Below are 23210 nucleotides of genomic sequence, written 5' to 3'. Positions count from 1 at the left end.
CGGGTATAGTGTATAGTGTGGCTGCTTATCGAAGATATGAAGCGGCGGTCCCCATTCCAACGTCGAGAGAATGGCATTAAATCGATGGATAGGTTCCCTTTCAAATGATTCGTGTTTGTTTCATTTATTTTTAATTTTAAATTACGTTATAATTAGTTGGGGCAACTATCATATACACAGGAGGAATAGTCATGCAAAATTTGCAATCAACGGTTCAATTGTCCAATGGCGTCGAGATGCCATGGTTCGGACTCGGTGTCTACAAGGTGGAAAATGGTGATGAAGTTGTAAGCTCGGTCAAATGGGCGATCGAAGCGGGTTACCGCAGCATCGATACCGCAGCACTCTATCAAAATGAAGATGGTGTTGGTCAGGCGATCCGGGAATCCGGCGTACCTCGTGAAGAGTTGTTCGTGACAACCAAAGTATGGAATTCGGATCAGGGCTATGACAGCACCCTTCAGGCTTTTGAACAGAGCTTGAGCAAGCTGGGACTGGAGTATGTGGACCTGTACCTCATACACTGGCCGGTCAAAGGCAAATACAAAGATACCTGGAGAGCGCTGGAGAAGCTGTATGAGGACGGCAAAGTCCGTGCGATTGGCGTATCCAATTTCCAGATTCATCATCTGGAAGATTTGCTGGCAGATGCCAAGGTTCGTCCTGTGGTCAATCAGGTTGAGCTTCATCCGCTGTTGAGCCAGGTCGAGCTGCGCAATTACTGCAAAGAGCAGGGCATCCAGATCGAAGCCTGGGCACCGCTGGCACAGGGACGCCTGCTGGATAATCCAGTACTGCAGGCGATTGGTGAAAAGTATGGTAAATCTATCGCTCAAGTACTGCTGCGCTGGGATCTGCAGAGCGGGATCGTTACAATTCCCAAGTCGATCAAGCAGGAGCGCATTGTACAAAATGCGGACATTTTCGATTTTGAATTGTCACCGGAAGATATGAAGCAAATCGATGATCTGAACCAGAATCAACGTTTTGGCGCCGATCCGGATAATTTCAACTTCTAATATCGCTGTATGTAAGACATCCAGTACAAGACTGTAGATGAGGGTATTAAAAAGACCGACACATTGTAAACGTGTCGGTCTTTTTATGCAATTTTGATTAAATTTTGAACTGGTTGACCACGGTCTCCAGGGAGGATGACATTTCTTTCAGTCTTTCGGTAGTAGATGACATCTGCGTGAGGGAAGCAGTCTGTTCTTCGGTCATGGAAGAGACTTCTTCGGTAAAGGAGGCGGTCTCTTCGGTGATCCGGGTAATCTCCTGCAGAGCCGAACCTACGGACTGGGTACCTTTGGACATTTGTTCCACAGAGGCTGCTACATCGGTAATCTGTGCATTCAGCGAATCGATCTGCTGCACAATGGTACCGAAAGTATCTCCTGCTTCATTCAGGGAAGTTACACCTTCTTCCACATTGCTTGCGCTATCGGTGACGAGCTGTACAATACTCTGAATACCGGTCGTCATGGAGCTGATAATGACACTGATTTCTTTGGTGGAACGGGAGGACTGGTCGGCCAATTTACGAATTTCATCCGCAACGACGCTGAAACCCTGACCGTGCTCTCCGGCTCTTGCCGCCTCAATCGCTGCGTTGAGTGCCAGCAGGTTCGTCTGATTGGATGTCTCCGAGATGTAACCGGTAATCGACAGAATCTCTCGTGAACGCTCAGCCAGCTCACGCACACTATTCTGGATTTCCTTAAAGGCATGTGCCATTCCTTCTACACTGCTTACACTCCGGTGGATTTTTGCTTCGCCGACAGAAGCCAGATCCTTGGTTGTTCTGGCGAGACCGGCGACCTCATGGGTTGTACCGGCGACTACATCGAGACCGGCGATGGATTGCTCCATGACCGCAGAGATATCTTCTGTGCGGGATACCTGATTCTCGGCGCCTTCGGATACACGCTGGATCGACTGCGAGACTTCCGCCGCAGACCTTGCATTTTCGGAAGCGCCTCTTTCCAACTGTACAGATGCTTCAGCCAGCTGCACGGTATTATCTTTAATTTCGCTGATAATTTGCTGGAGATTGGTAAGAAGTGCATTGGTTGCATCGCCCAGATCCCGCATCTCGTCATTGCTTTTCACTTTGATCCGGCGTGTCAGATCGCCACCCGAAGAAGCGATATCGTCAATAGTCGCTGTAACCGCCTTGACATTTTTGCTGATTCGGCGGGAAATGAAGGTACCGATTACAATGGACAGTACTGTTACAGCTGCCAGCAGGGAATAGAGCAGAATTTTTAGACTAACATTGCTGGAATGAATACCTTCTACACGCGTAATCGTTAACTGCGTCTCGGTATCCAGGAATGTGTCGACCTGCTGCCGGAAAGCATCCATATCGGTCTTGCCCGGATCAGTTATAAAAAATTGATTCAGTGCTGCCGTATTGTTGGCCCGCTTGAGCTCAATAACCGGTTCGCCGGCGACATTAATCCAGTTCTCAATCCGGCTTTTCATTGCATTTAGATGTTCCTGCTGGCTTGGATTGTCTGCGAGCAGTGGATACAGGGCATTGTATTTCTCTACCCATGCCTTTTTGCCTTTGTTATAGGGAACCAGATAGCTGTCTTCGCCCGTAATAACAAAGCCGCGCTGACCGGTTTCCATATCTACAACGTTGAGTTTCATCTGGTTGGCCAGATCATGAACCTGCATATCATGACCTGCGACGAAAGTCATACTTTTCTCCAACTGGTTGATCTTGGAATGCACAATTATAATCGTTGCTGCAAAACAAAGCACGATAATAATATAGCCCAGCAGGATTTTATTCATAATGTTCATTTTAAATTTCATAGTCCACCTCTGTTTGTAGGATTTGATAATATGGGCAATTTAATTATTATATCGGCGTTCATTTTTTGAATATATATCATTCTTTAGAACCAGTTTACATATTTTATAATTAAGTATAAGTTACATATAATGTAATATATGCAAAAAAATTTTAAATTATTAGCAGAAGTATCTTTTATTCTTGGAGTTTTAAGAAGCGAGTTGTTTTGGGCAGGCAGGAGTGGTCTGTCTTTTTGGCTTGATCTTCTCGTAGAGATATGATTAACTGCTTCATACATGCGTATTGATATTTCATCATTTGTAAAAAAAGCACAATTGGAGGAATCGACTGTGAGTGAGATCATGACCCAAATCATTCTGACCGACGACACACTATACCGGGAATCTTTGGAGCTAAGAGACCGTGTACTGCGCCAGCCGCTCGGCATGAGCCTCTGGGACGAGAATCTGGAGGACGAAGAATATGCGACCCATATTGTCGCTCTATGTGAGGGAAGAGTCGTCGGCGTCCTGCTGCTCAAGCCCGTAGATTCGCGTACCCTGCAAATGAAGCAAGTAGCTGTGGACGAGACGCTGCGGGGCCAGAATATTGGACGCAAGCTGGTTCAGCATGCCGAAGAAGTATCCCGAGAGCAGGGATACCTGGATATTATGCTGCATGCCCGGCAGGTGGCTGTTGTCTTTTATGAGAAATTGCAGTACAAAATTACCGGCGAGCCGTTCAACGAGATTGGTATCCCGCACCGTATCATGGTGAAGACGCTGACAGAAAAACAGACCTGATCCGATCTCTTATTACAATAAAGCCAGGATTGCTACCGTTACACGAAGAAATGCATAAAACCGTATCCGGAAAGGAAACATCTATATTATGAATACAATGTATTATAATTCCGCCTATACGACCAGCTGGGATACAGTCATTACCCAGGCATATGAGCATAGGAGCCAGTATTATGTCTGTCTGGAAGAGACGGCTTTCTACCCGGAAGGTGGAGGTCAGCCCTGCGATACGGGTATCATTAATGGTGTAAAGGTACTGGATGTGCAGCGCCGGGAGGGACAGATCTTTCATCAGGTGGAGCAGATCGCCGGGTTAGAGTCAGGTATAGCCGTGCATTGTGAGATCGATTGGCAGCGCCGGTTCGATCATATGCAGCAGCACAGCGGGCAGCATCTGCTCTCTGCCATCTGTCTGAGCGAGCTGGGAGCAGCGACGCTGAGCTTTCATATGGGTGAAGATTATGCCACTATCGATATTAACCGTCCGGCGCTGTCTGCTGCCGAGATGACTAAACTGGAACAGCAGGTGAATGAGTATATTTACCGGAATCTTCCGGTACATAGCTATTTTGTCAATGAAGAGGAACTGGCAAAGTTGACGCTGGTCAAGATGCCCAAAATGACCGATTCTATCCGCATTGTCGAAATTGAAGGTGTAGAGCATAATGCCTGTGGGGGCACTCATGTCTCCCGTACCGGTGAACTGGGTATCCTGAAGCTGTACCGGGCCGAGAAGCAAAAAGGACATATCCGGCTGTATTTTAAATACGGCTACCGTGCACTGGCTGATTACAGGGAAGCTCTGGAGACGCTGGATGTATTCACCACCCGTTTCAATACGGGGCGCAAGGATGTAGTTGAGCGTTTCCGCAAATGGGAAGACGAACAGCAGCAGTTGAGAGCAGAGATGGATCAGCTGCGCCGTGAAAATGACCAGTATCTGGCGGAGCGGCTGATCCGTCAGGCAGAGGCAGCGGACGAACGTATGCTGGTACATCTGTTTGACGATAAATCACTGCAGGATCTGCAGCGTATAGCGAGACAGCTGCTGACATTGCAAGAACGAAATGTGCTGTTGGCTACAAAGCGGGATTACAAGATTCTACTGGCACGTCATGAGCAGAGCGAACTGCGCTGCGGCGCTTTTTTTAAAGAGCATCTGGCAGCGTATGGCGGCAAAGGCGGTGGCAATGACCAGTCTGCACAGGGCGGATTTGCGAATGAAGAAGACCTGCTGGGATTTTATGAATATGCGTCTGCCCAGCTTTCTGAATAATAATGCAGATCGTATTGCGTTCGTCCATGCTATAACATTGTCTGATGATGCGATTTCATTGGCATAAAGGAAGGGAGAGATTGGAGATGGAGCATCCGGCACTTGGTCTCGCTCGTAACGAAGTACGTCTCGCGCCGTATCATCCTGCCTGGAAAGAAGAATTCCAACGTATACGGGAGCTGATCCATACAGCCATTCCGCAGCTGGATAAACAGCAGATTCAGCATATTGGCAGCACAGCCATTGAAGGCATTCAGGCCAAGCCGGTTCTGGATATTGCACTGGGCGTCACGCATCTGGAGGTGGAGGCGCATCAGTATGAATCTGCGCTGCGCAGTATCGGATTTTATCGATTGAAGGTGGAGCGTCCGGATGAGATTGTGTTTGCCCGTTTTCGTGATCCTTCGTTTGAGATCAAAACACATTTTATTCATATGCTCCCATATCGTAGCGAACATTGGCAGGATATGCTGTTTTTCAGAGATTATATGAATACCCATGCAGCTGCTCGTCAGGAGTATGAGGCTGTTAAGAAAGCATTTACCAAGCAAAAGACAGAAGGCATTCAGGAGTACACGGCGCACAAGGAAGCTTATATTCAGCATATATTCCAGCTGAGAAATGCGGAGCAATAGACAGTACTGCCAGTATGAATAAAAATACCACAGCGTTAACTATGAATTTAGCGTTTATGTAAAATAAGTAGTGATGGCAGATGTTCTATTGCCCAATAGCTCGATAATAAAATAGGTCTGAACAAAGCACTTCTATACACTTAACGGGAAACCCATTGCGGTTAACCGAAAAACGTATAGAAGTGCTTTTTATTATCTTTACTGATGATAAAGGAGAAAATAGTACTTCAACTTTTCTTAGATATCATTTTAAAAGTTAATACAAAAAGACTGAAAGATGAAAACGATTATAAAAAGAAAGATATCGAACCATGAAAACACTTAAATGAGTATTTTATTTAGATAAATAGCTTCATAAAGTAGATTTGATAGAAGATAATTTTTTCACCATCATCCAATCTCCTACTTCACTATTAAAACAATTTCAATATATGAAAAATTCACAATAATAAAACCAAATATACCTATCACCAAAACACAAACCCATCATCCATCTCATTCTAGCAACAAAAAAAGAAAAAAGAACATTTATCACCACATCTCAAACCTAAAAGCAAGAAAAAAATCAGAAAAAAACCTGATATCCATCTATATCTACAATAAAACATCCTATAATTCCAATCATCAGCAGAACTGATAAGACTTATAAGTCATTCTAATTGACCCGTTTCCCACACTGTGATAAGTTCAAAGGAGCAAAATTAATCTGAGCACTATACTAGGGATTAGCATATTGTATGCTAAATGATGGGGTGGATATCGTTGGAACTTCAAGTAAGTAATAGTCCTTTTACACCGGAGCAGGCCGAGCTTCTCAATCGGCTGCTGCCGACACTGACGGATCTGCAGCGAATCTGGCTGAGCGGATATCTGACAGCCGGCATTCAGGCAGGCGGTAGTGCAGCCGTCCCTGCCCAGACAGCCATGACCGATACAGCAGTAAATGTACAGGCCGCACCGGCCGCATCCAAAGAAGTAACCGTACTATTCGGTTCACAGACAGGCAATGCCCAGGGACTATCCAAAAAGCTGGCACAACAGCTGACTTCCCAGGGGTTTGATGTAACGCTCTCGTCCATGGGCGATTACAAACCAAACAATCTTAAAAAGGTTCAAAACCTGCTCGTGCTTGTCAGTACACAGGGAGAAGGCGATCCGCCGGATAATGCCATTCCTTTTTATGAATTCCTGCACAGCAAGCGTGCACCACAGCTGGCAGAAGCCAAATATTCGGTCCTCGGTCTCGGCGATACATCATATGAATTCTTCTGCCAGACGGCCAAGGATTTTGATAAACGTCTGGAAGAGCTTGGCGCAGAACGCATCGTGCCGCGCGTTGACTGTGATGTAGACTTTGAAGAACAGGCTGCCGAGTGGATTGAGAATGTACTGTCCGCTCTCGGTCAGGCCGGGTCCGCAGCCGCTGCGGGCGCATCGGTAGTATCGGGCACGACGGATACAGCGCAACCTGCAGCCGAATCGCCTTACTCCCGCACCCAGCCATTTCCGGCAGAAGTACTGGAGAATCTCAATCTGAACGGACGCGGATCGAGCCGGGAGACCCGCCATGTGGAATTGTCTCTCGAAGGATCGGGTCTGCAGTATGAACCCGGCGATAGCCTGGGCGTCTACCCGGAGAATCATCCGCAGCTCGTCGATGAACTGATCGAGGCGATGGACTGGAACGGTAATGAATCGATTGTGATCAACAAAAGTGGTGATCATCTGAGCGTACGTGATGCACTGCTGCGTCACTATGAGATCAGCGTACTGACCAAGCCGCTGCTGGAAAAGGTAGCCGGACTGGCAGACCATGAACAGCTGTACGATCTGCTCGAAGAAGGACGGGAGCAGGACTTGCGCGCTTACCTGAATGGACGCGATCTGCTGGATTTCGTGCAGGATTACAGTCTGAAAGGCATTCCGGCTGATGAGTTCCTGTCGCTGCTGCGCAAAATGCCATCCCGTCTGTACTCCATTTCCAGCAGTATGAAGGCTGCACCGGATGAAGTGCATCTGACCGTACGCAAAGTGGAATACGAACAGCATGGTCGCCAGCGTTATGGCGTATGCTCGGTACATCTGGCCGAGCGTCTGCAGCCGGGAGATACCCTGCCGGTCTATATCCAGCACAATGAGAATTTCAAGCTGCCGCATGACGCTTCCACACCGATCATTATGATCGGGCCGGGCACAGGAGTAGCGCCATTCCGTGCCTTTATGATGGAACGGGAAGAGACCGGAGCGGAGGGCAAGAGCTGGCTGTTCTTTGGAGATCAGCGATTTGCGACCGATTTCCTGTATCAGACCGAATGGCAGCGCTGGCTCAAAGATGGGGTATTAACACGTATGGATGTAGCCTTTTCCCGGGATACCGATCAGAAGGTATACGTTCAGCACCGTATGATGGAGAGAAGCCGCGAGCTGTATGAATGGATTCAGGAAGGTGCCATTGTCTATGTATGTGGCGATGAGAAGAACATGGCCAACGATGTGCATCTGACCCTGGAGAAAATTCTTGTTCAGGAAGGTAATCTGAGCCAGGAAGCAGCGGCTGAATATATGAGCAATATGCTGCAGCAAAAACGTTATCAGCGGGATGTATATTGATGGGGAATCCCGGCGATTACGAGAGGAGAACACAAAATGGTCCAGTACGAAAAATATCCGCCGCATGATGCTCCACACAGTGATGTAGAGGACATCAAGCGCAACAGTCAATATTTGCGGGGCAGCCTGGAGGAGACACTCAAAGATCCGATCACCGGCTCGATTCCCGAAGATGATAACCGCCTCATGAAGCACCACGGCAGCTATATGCAGGATGACCGTGACCTGCGCAACGAACGAAAAAAACAAAAGCTGGAGCCCGCGTATCAGTTCATGCTGCGCGTACGTGCTTCCGGTGGTATTGTGACTCCGGCCCAGTGGCTGATGATGGACGATATTTCCCATAAATACGGCAATAACACCATCCGTCTGACGACGCGCCAGTCATTCCAGCTGCATGGTGTACTCAAATGGAACCTGAAAAACACGATTCGTGAAGTCAATGATGCGCTGCTCAGTACACTGGCAGCCTGCGGTGACGTCAACCGTAACGTAATGTGCAACACCAATCCGGATCAATCGGCGGTTCATGCGCAGGTCTATGACTGGGCCTGCAAAGTAAGCACCCATCTCGATCCGCGCACACGTGCTTATCATGAGATCTGGCTGGACGAAGAAAAAGTTGTCGACAGTCGTGATGATGTGGAGCAGGAGCCGATTTATGGAGCGGTCTACCTGCCGCGCAAATTCAAGATCGGTATCGCAGTACCGCCTTCCAATGATGTCGATGTATTTTCCCAGGATCTGGGCTTTATCGCGATCGTGGAAGATGGTGTGCTGCAGGGGTTCAATGTAGCGGTAGGCGGCGGAATGGGCATGACGCATGGAGATGACAAGACCTATCCGCAGCTGTCCAAAGTGATCGGCTTTATCACTCCCGACCAGATGATTGATGTAGCTGAAAAGGTCGTTACCATCCAGCGTGATTATGGCGACCGTGCCGTGCGCAAGCATGCCCGGTTCAAGTATACGATCGATGATCGCGGGCTGGATTGGCTCGTAGCCGAACTGCATGAGCGTCTTGGCTGGCAATTGCAGGAGGCTCGCCCGTTCCATTTCGATCATAATGGTGACCGTTATGGCTGGGTGAAAGGTCTCGACGGTAAATGGCTGCTAACCCTGTTCATCGAGAACGGACGCATTATGGACGATGGCGACTACCAGCTGATGACCGGTCTGCGCGAGATTGCCAAGGTGCATACCGGCGATTTCCGCCTGACGCCGAATCAAAATCTGGTCATCGGCGGCGTAACCAGCGCCAAGAAGAAAACGATCGAAAATCTGATCGCCAAGTACAATCTGACCGACGGTGCCCATTATTCTGCGCTGCGCCGTAATTCGATAGCATGTGTCGCACTGCCTACATGCGGAATGGCGATGGCTGAAGCCGAGCGTTATCTGCCGGAACTGATGACCAAGCTGGAGAATCAGCTGGATGAGGTTGGCCTGCGCAACGAAGATATCGTGATTCGCATGACCGGCTGCCCGAACGGTTGTGCACGTCCGGCTCTGGCCGAACTCTCCTTTATCGGTAAGGCACCGGGACGTTACAATATGTATCTCGGAGGCAGCTTTGACGGCAGCCGCCTGAACAAGATGTACCGGGAGAACATTAACGAAGATGAGATTCTGTCTACGCTCAAACCGATCTTTGGCCGGTATGCGACAGAACGTAACGCTGGCGAGCATTTCGGAGACTTTGTCATTCGTGCGGGTTACGTAGATGCTGTCTACGACGGACGTCAATTCCATGCCTGACCGGTTCGGACGGATTGCTTTCAACTGTATATCAGATATTGGCTATTGCAGACTATAAATAGAGAAGACTCCAGGATCATAACGATCCCGGAGTCTTTTTATTGTATCCACCTTATCTTGCCATATGGAGTGCGGATCACGTATCAGGCTGCAAATCAATAAACTGATTACCTATATAACTCAGTAGCTGTTATAAATAAAAATGGTAAAAAATATCTACCCAACCGATAAAGGATTTGTTAGAGTATAAGCACCGACTGGCAGAATTGCCATACCATGATCCCATACCGGGGAAGAGGGATGATTTATTTGCATAAAAGAGTCAGCTTGGCACTGGGTTCCGTATGCATTCTTTTGCTGTGTTTTACGATTACGGCAGCGGTTCGCTTTGTACAATCCGAACAACAGCAGCTCCCGCAGACCAAGACCAGTGCGAGCAAGCCATCACAATACCGGCTCGTGCTGATCACGAGAGATCTCGGTACTCCATTTTGGGAAAAGGTGGGAAGCGGCGCCAGACAGCAGGCACAGCAGAATGCAGCCACACTCGAAGTATGGGGCAGCTATGGAGAAGACAAAGATGATTTCCTCAAGCAGATCGAGATTGCCATCGATTCCAAAATGGACGGGATTATCGTGCAGGGACTGGATAACGATGCATTCAAGGAACTAACCAAGGTAAAAGCCGCCTTTTACGGAATCCCCATTATTACCGTGGCAAGTGACGTCCCCATGAACGAGAGTCTTCGCAAAACCTATGTTGGCTCCGATCCGGTCATGGCCGGGCGTACGATCGTCAGACAGATGATCCGGGATATGGGCAATGAAGGAACTGTCGTACTGATGGGCAATAACCAAAAGGAGTATGACCAGCAGCAGCGCCTGGCAGGAATCATGGAAGTGCTGCATGCCTATCCACGTATTCAACCCCAATATGTAGAGACTCCCGAGCAAAAAGAAATGGTGATTGCAGCGACCCAGGACATTATGAACCACCACCCAAATGTAAACGCATTCATATCTATGGATGCCAATCTGACAAGCGCCATGATCCAGGAAATCAGCAGACGCTCACAGATTGAGCCTTATTATATGTATTCCTTTGACGATCACCCCGAGGTGCTGCCTCTGCTGCGCAAAGGCAAGCTGGATGCGATTATCGAGCAATCTCCAGAGAGCATGGGGAAAACAAGCGTACAGTTGATGATCCGGTGGCTGGAAGGCAAGAATATTCCACTCGATACAACCGGTTCTTTTACCGATATTCGTGTACTGAAGGCGGAAGATGTACAATGATTGGAATCCAGCGGAAAATATGGACCCTGACTGCTGTCGTCATGTTCATTATGGTGGTCATCTGGATAACCCTGACCTATTACAATCAGAAGACCCAGGAACAATATAATGATATTTTACAGCGATACCTGTATATGAATGAAGTGACCACAGCGAGCCAGCAAATGGTTACCTCGCTCAATCATTATCTGCTGACGCCGACCGAAGCGAATCTGAGCAGTCTGCGCAGCAAGGAACACAAGCTGCGGAATGCGCGCTGGTCGGTGGCACTACTGCGCAATGGACAGAATGACTTTGCCCTGACCAGCTATGTGAATCTGATCGACAGCCTGATCGAGTCGGCAGAGCGCTCTGTTATGTTCCAGACTGAAAAGGAAACCGAGGACTCAGCCCAAGCCTTTTCCGAAGCGACCCGCATCTCCAGGTATATTTCGGAAATGACACTCAAGCTGCTGGATATGGACATTAACACCTATGAGCGCTCCTACAGAGAGATGATCGCACAATCGTCGGCATTCAAACAGCTGGGTGTACTGATTCTGCTGACGATGACCTTTTTGCTGCTGTTGTTTACCTACTGGTTCTCGCTCAGTATCACCCGTCCGGTCGAGCAGCTGACCCGGGCGGCACAGGAACTGGCCAAAGGAAGATTCGATCTCCAGGTCAAGGTGCAGTCCACCGATGAAATTTCCTTTCTCGCCCGGATGTTCGAGCATATGCGAATCAATATCAACAATCTGATCATAGAGATTCAGCAAAAAGCCCAGCTGGAAAGTGAACTGCAGCGGAATAAGCTGCTGCTGCGGGAAAGCCAGCTGCGCAGTCTGCAGAGTCAGATCAATCCGCATTTTCTGTTTAATATTCTCGATACTCTTTCCAAGAAGGCTTATATGGAAGGAGCCGAGGAAACGAGCGATCTGCTGGTCAATGTGGCAGGACTGCTGCGCTACAATCTCAAGCGGCTCGATCGGGCAGTTACCCTCTATGATGAAGTCAAAGTGATGCAGCAATATATGGAGATTCAAAAGGCGCGCTTCACCGACCGGCTGCATCTGCAGACCGATATTGATACCGACTGTCTGTACGTTCCGATCCCCGGACTGACCCTGCAGCCAATTATTGAAAACGCTATCATATATGCAGTGGAACCTTCCGAGCAGGGGGGAACGATCCGGGTGAGCATTCAGGACAGTAATGAATATGTGAAGATAGAGATCGCCGATGATGGGCCAGGCATGAGCAGTGAACGAATTCAGCAGATTCTGGAAGAGCAACCGGTGGAAAATGAAGGACAATCGACCGGCATCGGATTCAGCAATGTAGTGCAGCGACTCCACTTGTTCTATGGAACAGCGGATGTGGTGGATATTCAGAGTATCCCCGGACAGGGTGTAAGAGTCATTATCAAAATACCAAAAAAAGGGAGGATGGAGACGAATGATGAAGCTGCTGATCGTGGATGACGAGCAGGTAGGGCGGGAAGGGCTGCAAGCTATTCTGCAAAAAGGATTCACTGATCTGATCATCGAGCAGGCCCCCAATGGCAGAATTGCCATCCACATGGTGGAGCAGTCCCAACCGGATCTGATTCTGATGGATATCAAGATGCCGGGCATGGATGGCCTCGAGACGACCGAGCATATTGCAGGGGCCTTTCCGGATATCAAAGTCATTATGTTCACCGCCTACGATACATTTGATTATGCCCGCCGGGCGATCAAGCTGGGGGTCAAGGATTATTTGCTCAAACCGAGCAAGGCGAGCGAGATTGTCTCCACGGTAAAGCGGGTACTGGAGCAGATCACCCAGGAACAGCTGGGCCGGGAGCAGAGCCGGCTGCGCAGTGATGCCCTGCAAAAAGTCATGCCGGTTATCGAAGCGGATATTGTGACCCAGCTGCTGTTCGATCATGTGCATCAGGTGCACTCGGATGAGCTGGTTCGCTGGCTTGGAGTAGATACCGACAGTGACAAATTCGCTATGGCTATCCTGCTGCCAGCCGGCAGAGAGAACGCCTACACGATGATCAAGGAGAAAATTAGTGCTACCGGCAGCGGCTGGGTCGGCGCACTGTATGGACGACAGATCCCGGTTATTGCTTTTCGCCAATCCGGAGTATCATTCCGTTCCCAGGCTGCTGCGCTGGCGCGTGACCTGCTGTCCGGTATACGACCGGACGAACGGGAAGGATGGTTTGTCGGTATTGGCAATACCTGTGAATCACTCTCCCAGGTCAGACAGTCGTATCAGGAAGCGCTAATCGCGACGATGGATGTATCGCTGCCGGTCAAATACCGCTTCTATGCAGATGTATCTGCTCCGGGCGCCGCTCACCCGGACTCCACCTCCCGAAGCTGGGAACAGCAGTTTTTTGAACAGGTACGTCTGGGAGAGTGGCAGACGATCTGTGAAGATACGATGGAGATGCTGCGTCGATATGAGAACCAGGGAGCCAACCGGCTGCAGATTCAGCAGCGTGTGTTGGAACGGATATGGATCGCTTCCCGGGTGCTGGCTGAGATGGGCGTAGAGATGGATACGCCGCTTTATTCCTTTGAAGCGCAGGATTACCGGCAGCTGCGGATCGAGACAGCGAGGATATGGGATCAGATGCGGATGCTTCATGATGAGCATCTCGAACGGATCAAGCCGGACACGATCCGCCGGATCAAGCAGTATATTACCGAGCATTCCCATCAGGACATTTCTCTGGAAGGCATCGGAGAGCGGTTTGAGCTGAGTCCTTTTTATATCAGCAAATTATTCAAGGAGCAGCTCGGTGTTAATTATATCGATTTCCTCACCGAATGCCGGATCAACAAAGCCAAAAAGCTGATGAGTGATCCGCTGCGCAGTATGAAGGAGATTACGTTTGAGGTGGGCTACCACGATCCCAACTACTTTAGCAAAGTATTCAAAAAAATGTGCGATGTCTCGCCGACCGAATACCGCAAGTCGCTGCTGGGCGGACGCGTATGAACAGATCGGCAGAACCGATGTATGCCGCCCCTGCCAACCGTCACATGCGTGTACAGCAATATCGATCGTATCAATCACCATCCACCATTTCTGTGACATGGAAAAAAAGGATAGCTGCTCTGCTGCTGCTATTTATCACACTGCTCACCGGCTGCAGTGAAACCGACCAACCCGGTTCGGGATCGGTCCCTTCGTCTTCCCAGCAGCAGACACCAGCTGAACGGGATGCTGCCTCGGCAGTATATGTACCAGCAGTGAACGATGGAAAAGAGAAGAGCACCAGCAGCAGTGAGAACGATAATGATCCGAAGGATAAAGGAAAAGATCCTGTCATCCGAATTGGCTTTACGATGGATACACTGGTCGAGGAACGCTGGAAAAAAGACCGTGATCTGTTCCGTCAGGCTGCCCAGCGGCGGGGTGCGGAAGTGATTATCCGGTCGGCAGATGGCGAAGATGCCCGGCAGATTGCCCAGGCGGAAGCCTTAATCAGCGACGGAGTCGATGTGCTGGTTATCATACCGCATAATGCGGAAGCGACAGCCACGATTATCCAGAAGGCACACAAAGCAGGCATCAAGGTATTGTCCTATGACCGGCTGGTGAAAAATGCAGAGGTGGATCTGTATGTTTCTTTTGACAATGAAGAGGTCGGCCGACTGCAGGCACGAGCCCTGATCAGCCAGGTTCCACGCGGCAAATATGTATATATAGGCGGAGCCGATACGGATAATAATGCTCATTTATTCAAAAAAGGCGTATTCGATGTCCTGCAGCCGCTGATCGACCGAGGAGAGATTCAGATTGTATACGATCAATGGTCCAAGGACTGGATTCCTGCCTATGCGCGGGAGAATATGCGGGCAGCGTTAAAGGCGAATCAGAAGCAAGTGAATGCAGTCATAGTCGCGAATGATGGTACAGCCGGAGGAGCCATACAAGCACTTGCTGAGCAAGGACTGGCTGGAAAGATACCAGTCGCCGGTCAGGATGCTGATCTGGCTGCTGTCCAGCGGATCATCCAGGGTACCCAGACGATGACCGTCTACAAACCGATCCGGCAGCTGGCCGACACGACAGCCGATCTGGCGATTCGTCTCGCTCGGGGAGAGAAGATCACCACGAACCAGAAAGTAAATAACGGCAAAATTGAAGTGCCTTCCGTGCTGCTCGAGCCTATTGCGGTTGACCGGAGCAATCTGGAGCAGACCGTGATCGCGGATCATTTTCATACCCGGCAGGAGATTTACGGAAGCAAACAGGATTGATTCATATACCGCATTAATATACTGTAGCATAACACCATTAACATCATACCGAGGGGATGCCCTGGAACTGCAGAAGCAGCCAGGGCTTTTTTGTATTTTCTTCACTTATTATTTTGTGAATCCTGTGCAAGATTGACCGAGGATAAAAAAGTACAGAAGGTAGCAAAAGAGTACTATAGTTAAGCGCTTACATTTTGATTGGGCAATGCTATGATTGGTTTGTCAGAAGGCATACAAGATTGAAAGGGGTTAGTTCAATTGAAAAAGAAATTCAGAGGAATTGCAATTTTGATGGTTGTTATGATGCTTACCGTTATTCTGTCCGCATGTAACAGCAGTGGTAACGGAAGTGGCAGCGACGGCGGGGCAGTCAGTGTTGGAATCGTCCTGCCAACCAAAGATGAGACAAGATGGGTTCAAGATGAACAGCGCTTCAAAGATGCACTGTCCAGCACCAAGTATTCCACTGAAATTCTCTTCAGTCAGGGCTCCTCTGCCAAAGAAAAAGAAAACGTAGAGACACTGATCAACAAAGGAATCAAAGTACTGATCATTTGTCCGCAGGATGGTGCGGCTGCCGCAGCAGCTGTCGAATCCGCCAAAAAAGAAGGCATCACCGTCATCGCCTATGATCGTCTGATCACCGATACCGATGCAGTTGACTACTACGTCACCTTTGACAGTTTGGCAGTAGGTGCGGCACAGGGACAATACCTGGTCGACCATGCCAAGGGCAAAGGACAACCGCTCTATCTGTATGCTGGTGCAGCATCGGATAACAATGCATTCCTGTTCTTCCAGGGCGCATGGGAAGTACTGCAGCCGAAGATTATCGATGGAACATTCAAAATTGCCAACTCTTCCGAAGCCGAGAAGCTGAAAGACACCAAAGAGCTGTCCCGTGACCAGATGAGTGCGATCATCAGCCAGGTGACAACCAACTGGGACCCGAACGAAGCCAAAAATAAAGCACAGACTCACCTGACTGCTGCTGCAGCCGATATGAAAGGTGACATCGCGATCCTCGCACCGAATGATGGTACAGCACGTTCGATCGCCGACGTATTCTCTGCGGATTCCGCAGTTACCGACTATGTGATTACAGGTCAGGATGCCGAGCAAGCTTCGATCCAGTATATCATTGACGGCAAGCAGTCCATGACCGTGTTCAAGGATGTACGTGCACTGGTCAAAGATGCCATGGGCATGGCTGTTGAGATCCTGGATAGCAAAACACCGGAAACGACAGGCTCTTACAATAACGGCACCGTGGATGTCAAAGCCAAACAAACGGATGTTATCGTAGTCGACAAAGACAATGTCAAAAAAGAACTGATCGATTCCGAATACTACAAAGCGTCAGACTTCACAGGGCTGTAAGCACAGTTGATCCAATACAAGCTGACCCAAACAGGAGCGGAGTACCGTTCCTGTTTTGCAGCTCTTTGCCAAAAGCAGATGAATACCAGCGACCAGCCGCAGCTGGTAAGGGGGAGCAGCGATGAGCAGTAATATCCTGGAGATGCGGAACATTTCCAAAAGTTTTACCGGCGTCAAAGCGCTGTCGGATGTGAACTTCAAAGTCGCGAAAGGCGAGATTCACTGTCTGATCGGTGAGAACGGCGCAGGCAAATCGACGCTGATGAAAGTACTCAGCGGCGTCTATCCCTATGGAACGTACGAAGGGGATATCGTATTCGAAGAAAATGTACAGAATTTCAGCCGGATCAGCGATAGTGTCAAAGCAGGCATAGGCATTATTTATCAGGAGCTGGCGCTTTTTCCGGATCTGAGCGTGTATGAGAATATTTTTGCCGGCAATGAGGTCAAGCACGGCGGACTAATCAACTGGAACGAGACGATTATCCGGGCACGGGAGATGCTCAAAATGGTCAAGCTCAATGTGAATCCCGAGACATTGATCCGGGACCTGGGCGTCGGCAAGCAGCAGCTGGTCGAGATCGCCAAAGCACTCAGCAAGGATGTCAAGCTGCTCATTCTCGATGAACCGACAGCCGCATTGAACGAGAATGACAGTGAAAACCTGCTGGAACTGCTGCGTGATCTTCGCAGTCAGGGCATTACCTGCATTATGATCTCGCACAAACTCAAGGAAGTCATCTCCATTGCGGACAAAGCGACCGTACTTCGTGATGGCAAGACGATCTGTACGCTCGATGCCGCGCGCGGCGAGATTACCGAAGCCGTGATTATCAAAAATATGGTCGGACGTGATATCGAGGATATTTATCCCAAGCGTCCGGACAAGAAAATCGGTGACCCGATTCTGGAAGTGCGTAACTGGACTGCGTATGATCCACAGCTGGGCCGCAACATCGTCAAAAATGTCGATCTCCAGGTCAAAAAAGGGGAGATCGTCGGTATTGCCGGACTGATGGGCTCCGGACGGACCGAGTTTGCACTCAGTATATTCGGCAATCCGAGAGGTTACAAGCTGGATGGCGAACTATTGGTCGACAATGTTCCCCGGACATTCAAACATACGAGTGAGGCGATTCATGCGGGGATTGCCTATGTGACCGAAGATCGCAAAGGCGACGGATTATTCCTCATTCAGGATATCAAAAACAATGTGACTGCCGCCAATCTCAAAGGTGTCTCCTCCGGCGGTGTCATTAATGAGAACGAAGAAGTCCATATTGCAAGCGGATACAAAAGTTCCATGTATATCAAGGCTTCGTCCATTGAACAGGTTGTTGGACACTTGAGCGGAGGGAATCAGCAAAAAGTCTCGCTCGGTAAATGGCTGTTCGTCGGACCGAAGCTGCTCATTCTGGACGAGCCTACCCGCGGGATCGATGTGGGCGCCAAGTTCGAGATTTACACGATTATGAACAAACTGATCAGTGAAGGAATGAGCATTATCATGATCTCGTCCGAGCTGGGAGAAGTACTGGGGATGAGTGATCGTATCTATGTCATGGCCGAAGGCAAGATCAAGGGTGAGCTTACCGCAGAAGAAGCGGATCAGGAAAAAATAATGAAATTTGCCACGCAATAGGAGGGGACACCGTGAACTTCTTTACTGAAGCCAGATCGCTGCTCAAAGTCAATATTCGTGACTATGGAATGTATATCGCTTTATTCGTTATTATGCTGACATTCTCCATCCTGACCGATGGTCTGTTTATGTCATCCCGTAATATCAGCAACTTGCTTGATGCTACCGGTTATATCGCTGTACTGGCGGTAGGGATGACACTGGTTATCGTTATCCGCCATATTGATCTTTCGGTCGGCTTTGCGGCCGGATTCATGGGAGCGATTGCAGCCATTATGCTGTCACAGATGGGTATGCCTTTCTATCTGACAATCCCGATCATTCTTGTACTGGGTATTGTTATCGGTATGTTTAATGGTGTGCTGGTAGCTTCGATAGGCATTCCTTCCTTTGTCTCCTCGCTGGCAGCGATGCTGATCTTCCGCGGTGCCCTGCTGCAGGTGACCGAGAAGACCGGAACGATTATTGTCAAGGATGACCAGTTCAACGCGATCGGTAATGGGTATCTGCCTGCACTTGGTCAGGTAGGCGGACTCAATCTGTTGTCGCTGATCATCGGCGTGTTCATTATTCTGTTCTTCGTCTATTCGGAACTGAGCAAGCGCAAGCAGAAGCTCAAGTACAAATTCGAAGTCATCTCTAAACAGATCTTTGCCGTAAAGCTGATCTTTGTCTCGGTAATCATCGGGTATATCACCTGGATTCTGGCAGGATACAACGGATTCTCCTGGACGGTGGTTATTACGCTGGCGGTCGTAATTATCTATCACTTCCTGACCACCCGTACTGTGCTTGGTCGTCATATCTATGCGGTCGGCAGTAATCCGGAAGCGGCTCACCTGAGCGGTATCAATGTCAAGAAGATTACGTATATCGTCTTTGGCTCGATGGGCATGCTGTCTGCATTGTCCGGTATTCTGTACACCTCCCGTCTGCAATCGGCTACCACGACAGCCGGTACACTGTTCGAGCTGGATGCGATTGCGGCAGCTTATGTCGGCGGCGTATCGGCAGCAGGCGGCGTCGGTAAAATTACCGGTTCCATCATTGGTGCGGTCGTTATGGCTTCACTGTCCAGCGGTATGAACCTGCTCGGGGTAGGAATCTCCTATCAGTACATGATCCGGGGCGCAGTGCTTGCACTGGCGGTTATCTTTGATGTCATGACACGCAGAAAGAGAGGCTGATTCAAGCGTCTCTATAGGCCGGCGGATGGTTCCGGCTCACAGATGCAGAATTAGCCGTCAGAATCAACTATTATATGATTGAAGTAAATGGATAAACCTAACAAATAAAGCAAACCAACAGACCAAACTAACAAACCAAACTAAAAACTTAAACCAAAAAGCTGGCTCCGGTGTAACACCGAGACCAGCTTTTTGGTTATTTCTGTTTCAGACAATACATGTACAGCTGTTTTTTATCAGAATGTATATTACTTACGGAGAATACTTTCGGAAAATGCAATATATCAACCTATTGATCTCGACCTGTTAAAAAGGTTCGTCCCGACATTCGATCATCTATTAACCCAATGCTCAAGGCAACCAGGTGTAGACCTGACCCCAGCTTTCTCTCGCAAGCCGTTCTACCTCTTCTACAATCTCCGTTTCCACCATATACGTGTCACCCTGTTCATACGGATTGTAATGGAAAGCGTACAGCCGGGCCACGAACTGGTGGAAAGGCAGGGAAGCTTCACCTTCCTGCTCGCCATGGTTTTTTACACTTGGCTGAATATCCTGACCCCAGTTCTGACCGCTGTCATTATTCGGATTATAGAAATAAATCCGCCACTGGTCATCCGGGTCCTTGGCGACGCGCTGGATAGAGACAGCGTGCAGACCGAGCAGATCTCCGGATACATTGGTAATGAAAATGCCGACCGGATTCGGATAGATCAGCTCATAGCCATTATTGTAGTCTGGATGATGAGTAGCATAGAACAACCGGACGAAATTCTGGAAATGAGCAACCGCTCCGGTAAGCTGATCGACCAGGTTGATGAAGCCCTTTTGAATCCATTCGCCGTAAAATGCCGGGTTTACCCATTTATGCCCATCTTCAAGGCGCAGCAGAGTGCGCTTCATCATCTCGTTATAGATTTTATCCAGATGGGGAACGAGTACCTTGGAGACCGGGTCCAGCTCATAATGAATCTCTTCGGCTACGCCGCCTTCGAGCTGACTGGAATGGATCGTCTCGCCTTCAAACAGCATATCGACATCATTATCTCGTGCCGCCCGGGTGATATATTCCAGCAGCTGATTCTGGGCATGCTGGGCCCAGAGACTGATCGCACGCGCCGATTGACAGGTCGGGTTCAGCCCCTGACCTACACCGAGCGGCTGACCGAGTACGCTGATGGTACCACCCAGGAGCAGTGCATTGGCGCCGATACCGCTGCGCTTATGTTCCGCAGTAAGCAGTGTATCTCTCACCTGATGGTGAATATCGATCTCAAACAGCCTCCGCAGAGCCGGCAGCAGTGTCTCCTGTGCGAGCAGACCTCTGTTCAGCACACCGCCCAGTCCATACAGTACCTGGCATGTATCCGGTGTAACGGCTACCTGGATAATATCGCGAACCAGCTCGGCCTGAGAGCTGCGATAGGCAGCGCCGATATCATCCAGTCCAAGCGTCACTTCGATCAGTTCCGGTTGATGACGGTTAATATGACGGATAAAGATCGCGTGGTGAGGCACCGTCAGCCCTGTAGCCTTCATTGATTCGGAAAAACTGGTCGCTTCCTGGCGCAGTTCCTCTTCCGGAGCTTCACGCAGGTAGCGACCGTATTCCCGCAGATCCGGATAACGCGAACTGAGCGGAGTAGGGGTGCCGATCGCACGGGTATACATTTCAAGCGAAGACCGGGTTTCTTCATCAAGTTCTTCATTCAGCATTTTCTCTGCGGTATGAATAATATGGATAATCCGTCCAACGAGAATCGGGCGCTGCGTGGTCAGACGGTCGATTTCCTCGACAATTTTGCGTGAAATCGCCTTGAGCGACAGTTCGCGGCTGAGCAAATGGAACAGCCGCTGCGCACGCTCGATATGTTCACCGGATTCAATCCGTGATTCCTCCGTATCGGCCGGGAAAAGGAAGTTCAGGTTCAGCGCAAGCACTTCATTCAGAAACGTACGGGCAGCATCTGCAGATACTTCGGGATGCTGATATTCACCGCGTGCAATCGCGAGCATTCGCAGTTCGCTGAGCAGCTCGACGATAGAGTTGACCCCTTTGAGCTTCAGTGAGCCGCCGACAAATCCGGGCTGGAGCTTGGCTGCATCTTCCCATGGACCGCCGCTGAACACACCTGCCTCATCGAATCGTGGTGCATGGGACTTGAGAATTTCGATACCTTCTTCCGTGTGGGCCAGATCGATAGCCCGCTGGAATACATCTGTCTGATACAGGCTTTTGGCAAATGGTTTGGCTTCCTGCAGAATCTGCAGGGCCTGCTCGAACTTGCCCTGGGCTGCTTGAGTTGCAGAATCATTCACGCGATGTTCCCCCTTTTACAAATAGAAATCATAGTTTTCATACTCCAGCAGCATTTCTTTCATCCGTGCACTGTCTTCGCCATACAGGAAAATAGTTCCGTAATGGTTACCAAAGCCGACCCGCTCGGCCACTTTGCTCGTCGTCGGAATAAACATGTCATGGCGGTCAAAGTAAGGATCGTTCTTCAGCTCTGCCGGTACATTGAGTCGTTCAATCAAACGCACACGCGGATAGACCATCAGACTGCCTGCAAAGCCCCGTGCATCTTCAACTTCACGCGGGAAGAATGCCTGAAGTTCCTCTTCGGTCGTATCCGGATCACTGCAGATGATCTGTGCTTCATAGGCGCTGAAGCCGTACGCTTTGCCGATCAGGTCGAAAATATGTCCGCCCGGAATCCGCGCAGCAACTTCACCGAAGTTCAGCGTACCATCCGGCGAAATGAAATACTCCGGATGAATAATGCCATATTTGATCTCAAAAGCATCGATCAGCTTTTCGATAGCGGCTGTAATTTGGGGTCTCCAGGTCTCCAGTTCCGGAGAAGCGGGAACGAAGTTGGAGTGTCCGAGATGCACATATTCGGTAATGTTCAGGAAGCGGATTTTGCCATCATGGACAAATACTTCACAGGAGAATTCCTGTCCATCCAGGTGACTCTCGATCAGGCAGGGGAAATCCGCATCCGGAATCAGATCCACATCGACGGCTTCACGAATCAGTCGGTGTCCCACTGTACCCGCTTTGCTGAGCGGCTTCACATGGACAGGATCATTCACATCGCCATCCAGCTTAATCAGAGCTTCATTGACCCGTTTCAGGAAACGGTGCACATCGTCACGGTTGTACGCTTCTTCGAACACGCCAACCTTGATGCCGGCCATCTGTGCTCTTCGTTTCATCAGGCCTTTGTCCCGGAGCAGCAGGGAGCGGTTGAAGATTTTGGGATCTTGGCGGAAATAGGCATTCAGCGCTCCGGCCCATTCCACAGTCTCCTCATAGATCGGCATCGCCAGTCTGGCACCTCGCGCTTCCAGCAGCTGGGCAAGTTCACCGGACTTTTCATTGAGACGATCGAATTCCCAGGGTACAAATGTAATCTCATTTCGGTCAGCAAAATCCTGGAATTCCGGCGGACCTACGACCAGATACGGCCGATTCAGGCGATCGGCTGCCTCAATAACCGGCAGACTCCAACCCAACAATGCAATCGTGGACTTCTCGGACGGTGAATCAGTCACTATATAACC

The 23210-nt window shown here is 49.5% G+C and carries 16 protein-coding genes; 13 read left to right on the top strand and 3 right to left on the bottom strand.

Going from position 1 to position 23210, the window contains the following annotated elements; translation table 11 throughout:
- Positions 1 to 191: 191 nt before the first annotated feature.
- Positions 192 to 1019: an aldo/keto reductase gene (locus M1D61_RS11425; protein ID WP_458118607.1), complete on the top strand. Its 828-nt coding sequence runs from the start codon at positions 192 to 194 to the stop codon at positions 1017 to 1019.
- 97 nt (positions 1020 to 1116) lie between these two features.
- Here M1D61_RS11425 and M1D61_RS11420 read toward each other — a convergent pair whose 3' ends face one another.
- Positions 1117 to 2826: a methyl-accepting chemotaxis protein gene (locus M1D61_RS11420; protein ID WP_458118606.1), complete on the bottom strand. Its 1710-nt coding sequence runs from the start codon at positions 2824 to 2826 to the stop codon at positions 1117 to 1119.
- Positions 2827 to 3156: 330 nt separating this feature from the next.
- Here M1D61_RS11420 and M1D61_RS11415 point away from each other — a divergent pair, with 330 nt between their 5' ends.
- The 12 genes from M1D61_RS11415 (at position 3157) to M1D61_RS11360 (ending at position 19640) form a co-directional block, all read left to right on the top strand.
- Positions 3157 to 3609 carry a GNAT family N-acetyltransferase gene (locus M1D61_RS11415; protein ID WP_458118604.1) on the top strand — a complete coding sequence of 151 codons (453 nt, stop codon included), beginning with the start codon at positions 3157 to 3159 and terminating at the stop codon, positions 3607 to 3609.
- Between the two features lie 85 nt (positions 3610 to 3694).
- Positions 3695 to 4885, top strand: coding sequence for an alanyl-tRNA editing protein (locus M1D61_RS11410; RefSeq protein WP_458122484.1), 1191 nt, complete (start codon positions 3695 to 3697; stop codon positions 4883 to 4885).
- A gap of 86 nt (positions 4886 to 4971) precedes the next feature.
- A complete protein-coding gene (locus M1D61_RS11405) occupies positions 4972 to 5520 on the top strand; it encodes a GrpB family protein (protein ID WP_458122483.1) in 549 nt (182 codons plus the stop codon).
- A 762-nt stretch (positions 5521 to 6282) separates the two neighbouring features.
- A complete protein-coding gene (locus M1D61_RS11400) occupies positions 6283 to 8130 on the top strand; it encodes an assimilatory sulfite reductase (NADPH) flavoprotein subunit (protein WP_458118602.1) in 1848 nt (615 codons plus the stop codon).
- Positions 8131 to 8166: 36 nt separating this feature from the next.
- Positions 8167 to 9888, top strand: coding sequence for an assimilatory sulfite reductase (NADPH) hemoprotein subunit (gene cysI, locus M1D61_RS11395; RefSeq protein WP_458118600.1), 1722 nt, complete (start codon positions 8167 to 8169; stop codon positions 9886 to 9888).
- 300 nt (positions 9889 to 10188) lie between these two features.
- The gene (locus M1D61_RS11390) at positions 10189 to 11184 is read left to right on the top strand and encodes a sugar ABC transporter substrate-binding protein (protein WP_458118598.1); all 996 of its coding nucleotides are present in this window, start codon (positions 10189 to 10191) and stop codon (positions 11182 to 11184) included.
- Positions 11181 to 12647, top strand: a complete 1467-nt coding sequence (locus M1D61_RS11385) for a sensor histidine kinase (RefSeq protein WP_458118597.1) — start codon at positions 11181 to 11183, stop codon at positions 12645 to 12647. The genes M1D61_RS11390 and M1D61_RS11385 overlap by 4 nt, the downstream gene beginning before the upstream one ends.
- Positions 12622 to 14163, top strand: coding sequence for a response regulator (locus M1D61_RS11380; RefSeq protein ID WP_458118596.1), 1542 nt, complete (start codon positions 12622 to 12624; stop codon positions 14161 to 14163). Before M1D61_RS11385 ends, M1D61_RS11380 begins: the two co-directional genes overlap by 26 nt.
- Positions 14160 to 15431 carry a D-xylose ABC transporter substrate-binding protein gene (xylF, locus tag M1D61_RS11375; RefSeq protein WP_458118595.1) on the top strand — a complete coding sequence of 424 codons (1272 nt, stop codon included), beginning with the start codon at positions 14160 to 14162 and terminating at the stop codon, positions 15429 to 15431. Before M1D61_RS11380 ends, xylF begins: the two co-directional genes overlap by 4 nt.
- A gap of 258 nt (positions 15432 to 15689) precedes the next feature.
- Positions 15690 to 16811 carry a sugar ABC transporter substrate-binding protein gene (locus M1D61_RS11370; RefSeq protein ID WP_458118593.1) on the top strand — a complete coding sequence of 374 codons (1122 nt, stop codon included), beginning with the start codon at positions 15690 to 15692 and terminating at the stop codon, positions 16809 to 16811.
- A 121-nt stretch (positions 16812 to 16932) separates the two neighbouring features.
- Positions 16933 to 18453: an ATP-binding cassette domain-containing protein gene (locus tag M1D61_RS11365; RefSeq protein ID WP_458118591.1), complete on the top strand. Its 1521-nt coding sequence runs from the start codon at positions 16933 to 16935 to the stop codon at positions 18451 to 18453.
- 11 nt (positions 18454 to 18464) lie between these two features.
- Positions 18465 to 19640 carry a sugar ABC transporter permease gene (locus M1D61_RS11360; RefSeq protein WP_458118589.1) on the top strand — a complete coding sequence of 392 codons (1176 nt, stop codon included), beginning with the start codon at positions 18465 to 18467 and terminating at the stop codon, positions 19638 to 19640.
- Between the two features lie 351 nt (positions 19641 to 19991).
- Here M1D61_RS11360 and M1D61_RS11355 read toward each other — a convergent pair whose 3' ends face one another.
- Positions 19992 to 21959: a hypothetical protein gene (locus tag M1D61_RS11355; protein WP_458118587.1), complete on the bottom strand. Its 1968-nt coding sequence runs from the start codon at positions 21957 to 21959 to the stop codon at positions 19992 to 19994.
- A gap of 15 nt (positions 21960 to 21974) precedes the next feature.
- A complete protein-coding gene (locus M1D61_RS11350; protein ID WP_458118586.1) occupies positions 21975 to 23201 on the bottom strand; it encodes an ATP-grasp domain-containing protein in 1227 nt (408 codons plus the stop codon).
- Positions 23202 to 23210: the final 9 nt, after the last annotated feature.

It is taken from the genome of Paenibacillus sp. Z6-24, assembly GCF_054161335.1.
Note: the sequence above shows the minus strand (reverse complement) of the source record. Positions and strands in the feature narration are given on the sequence as shown.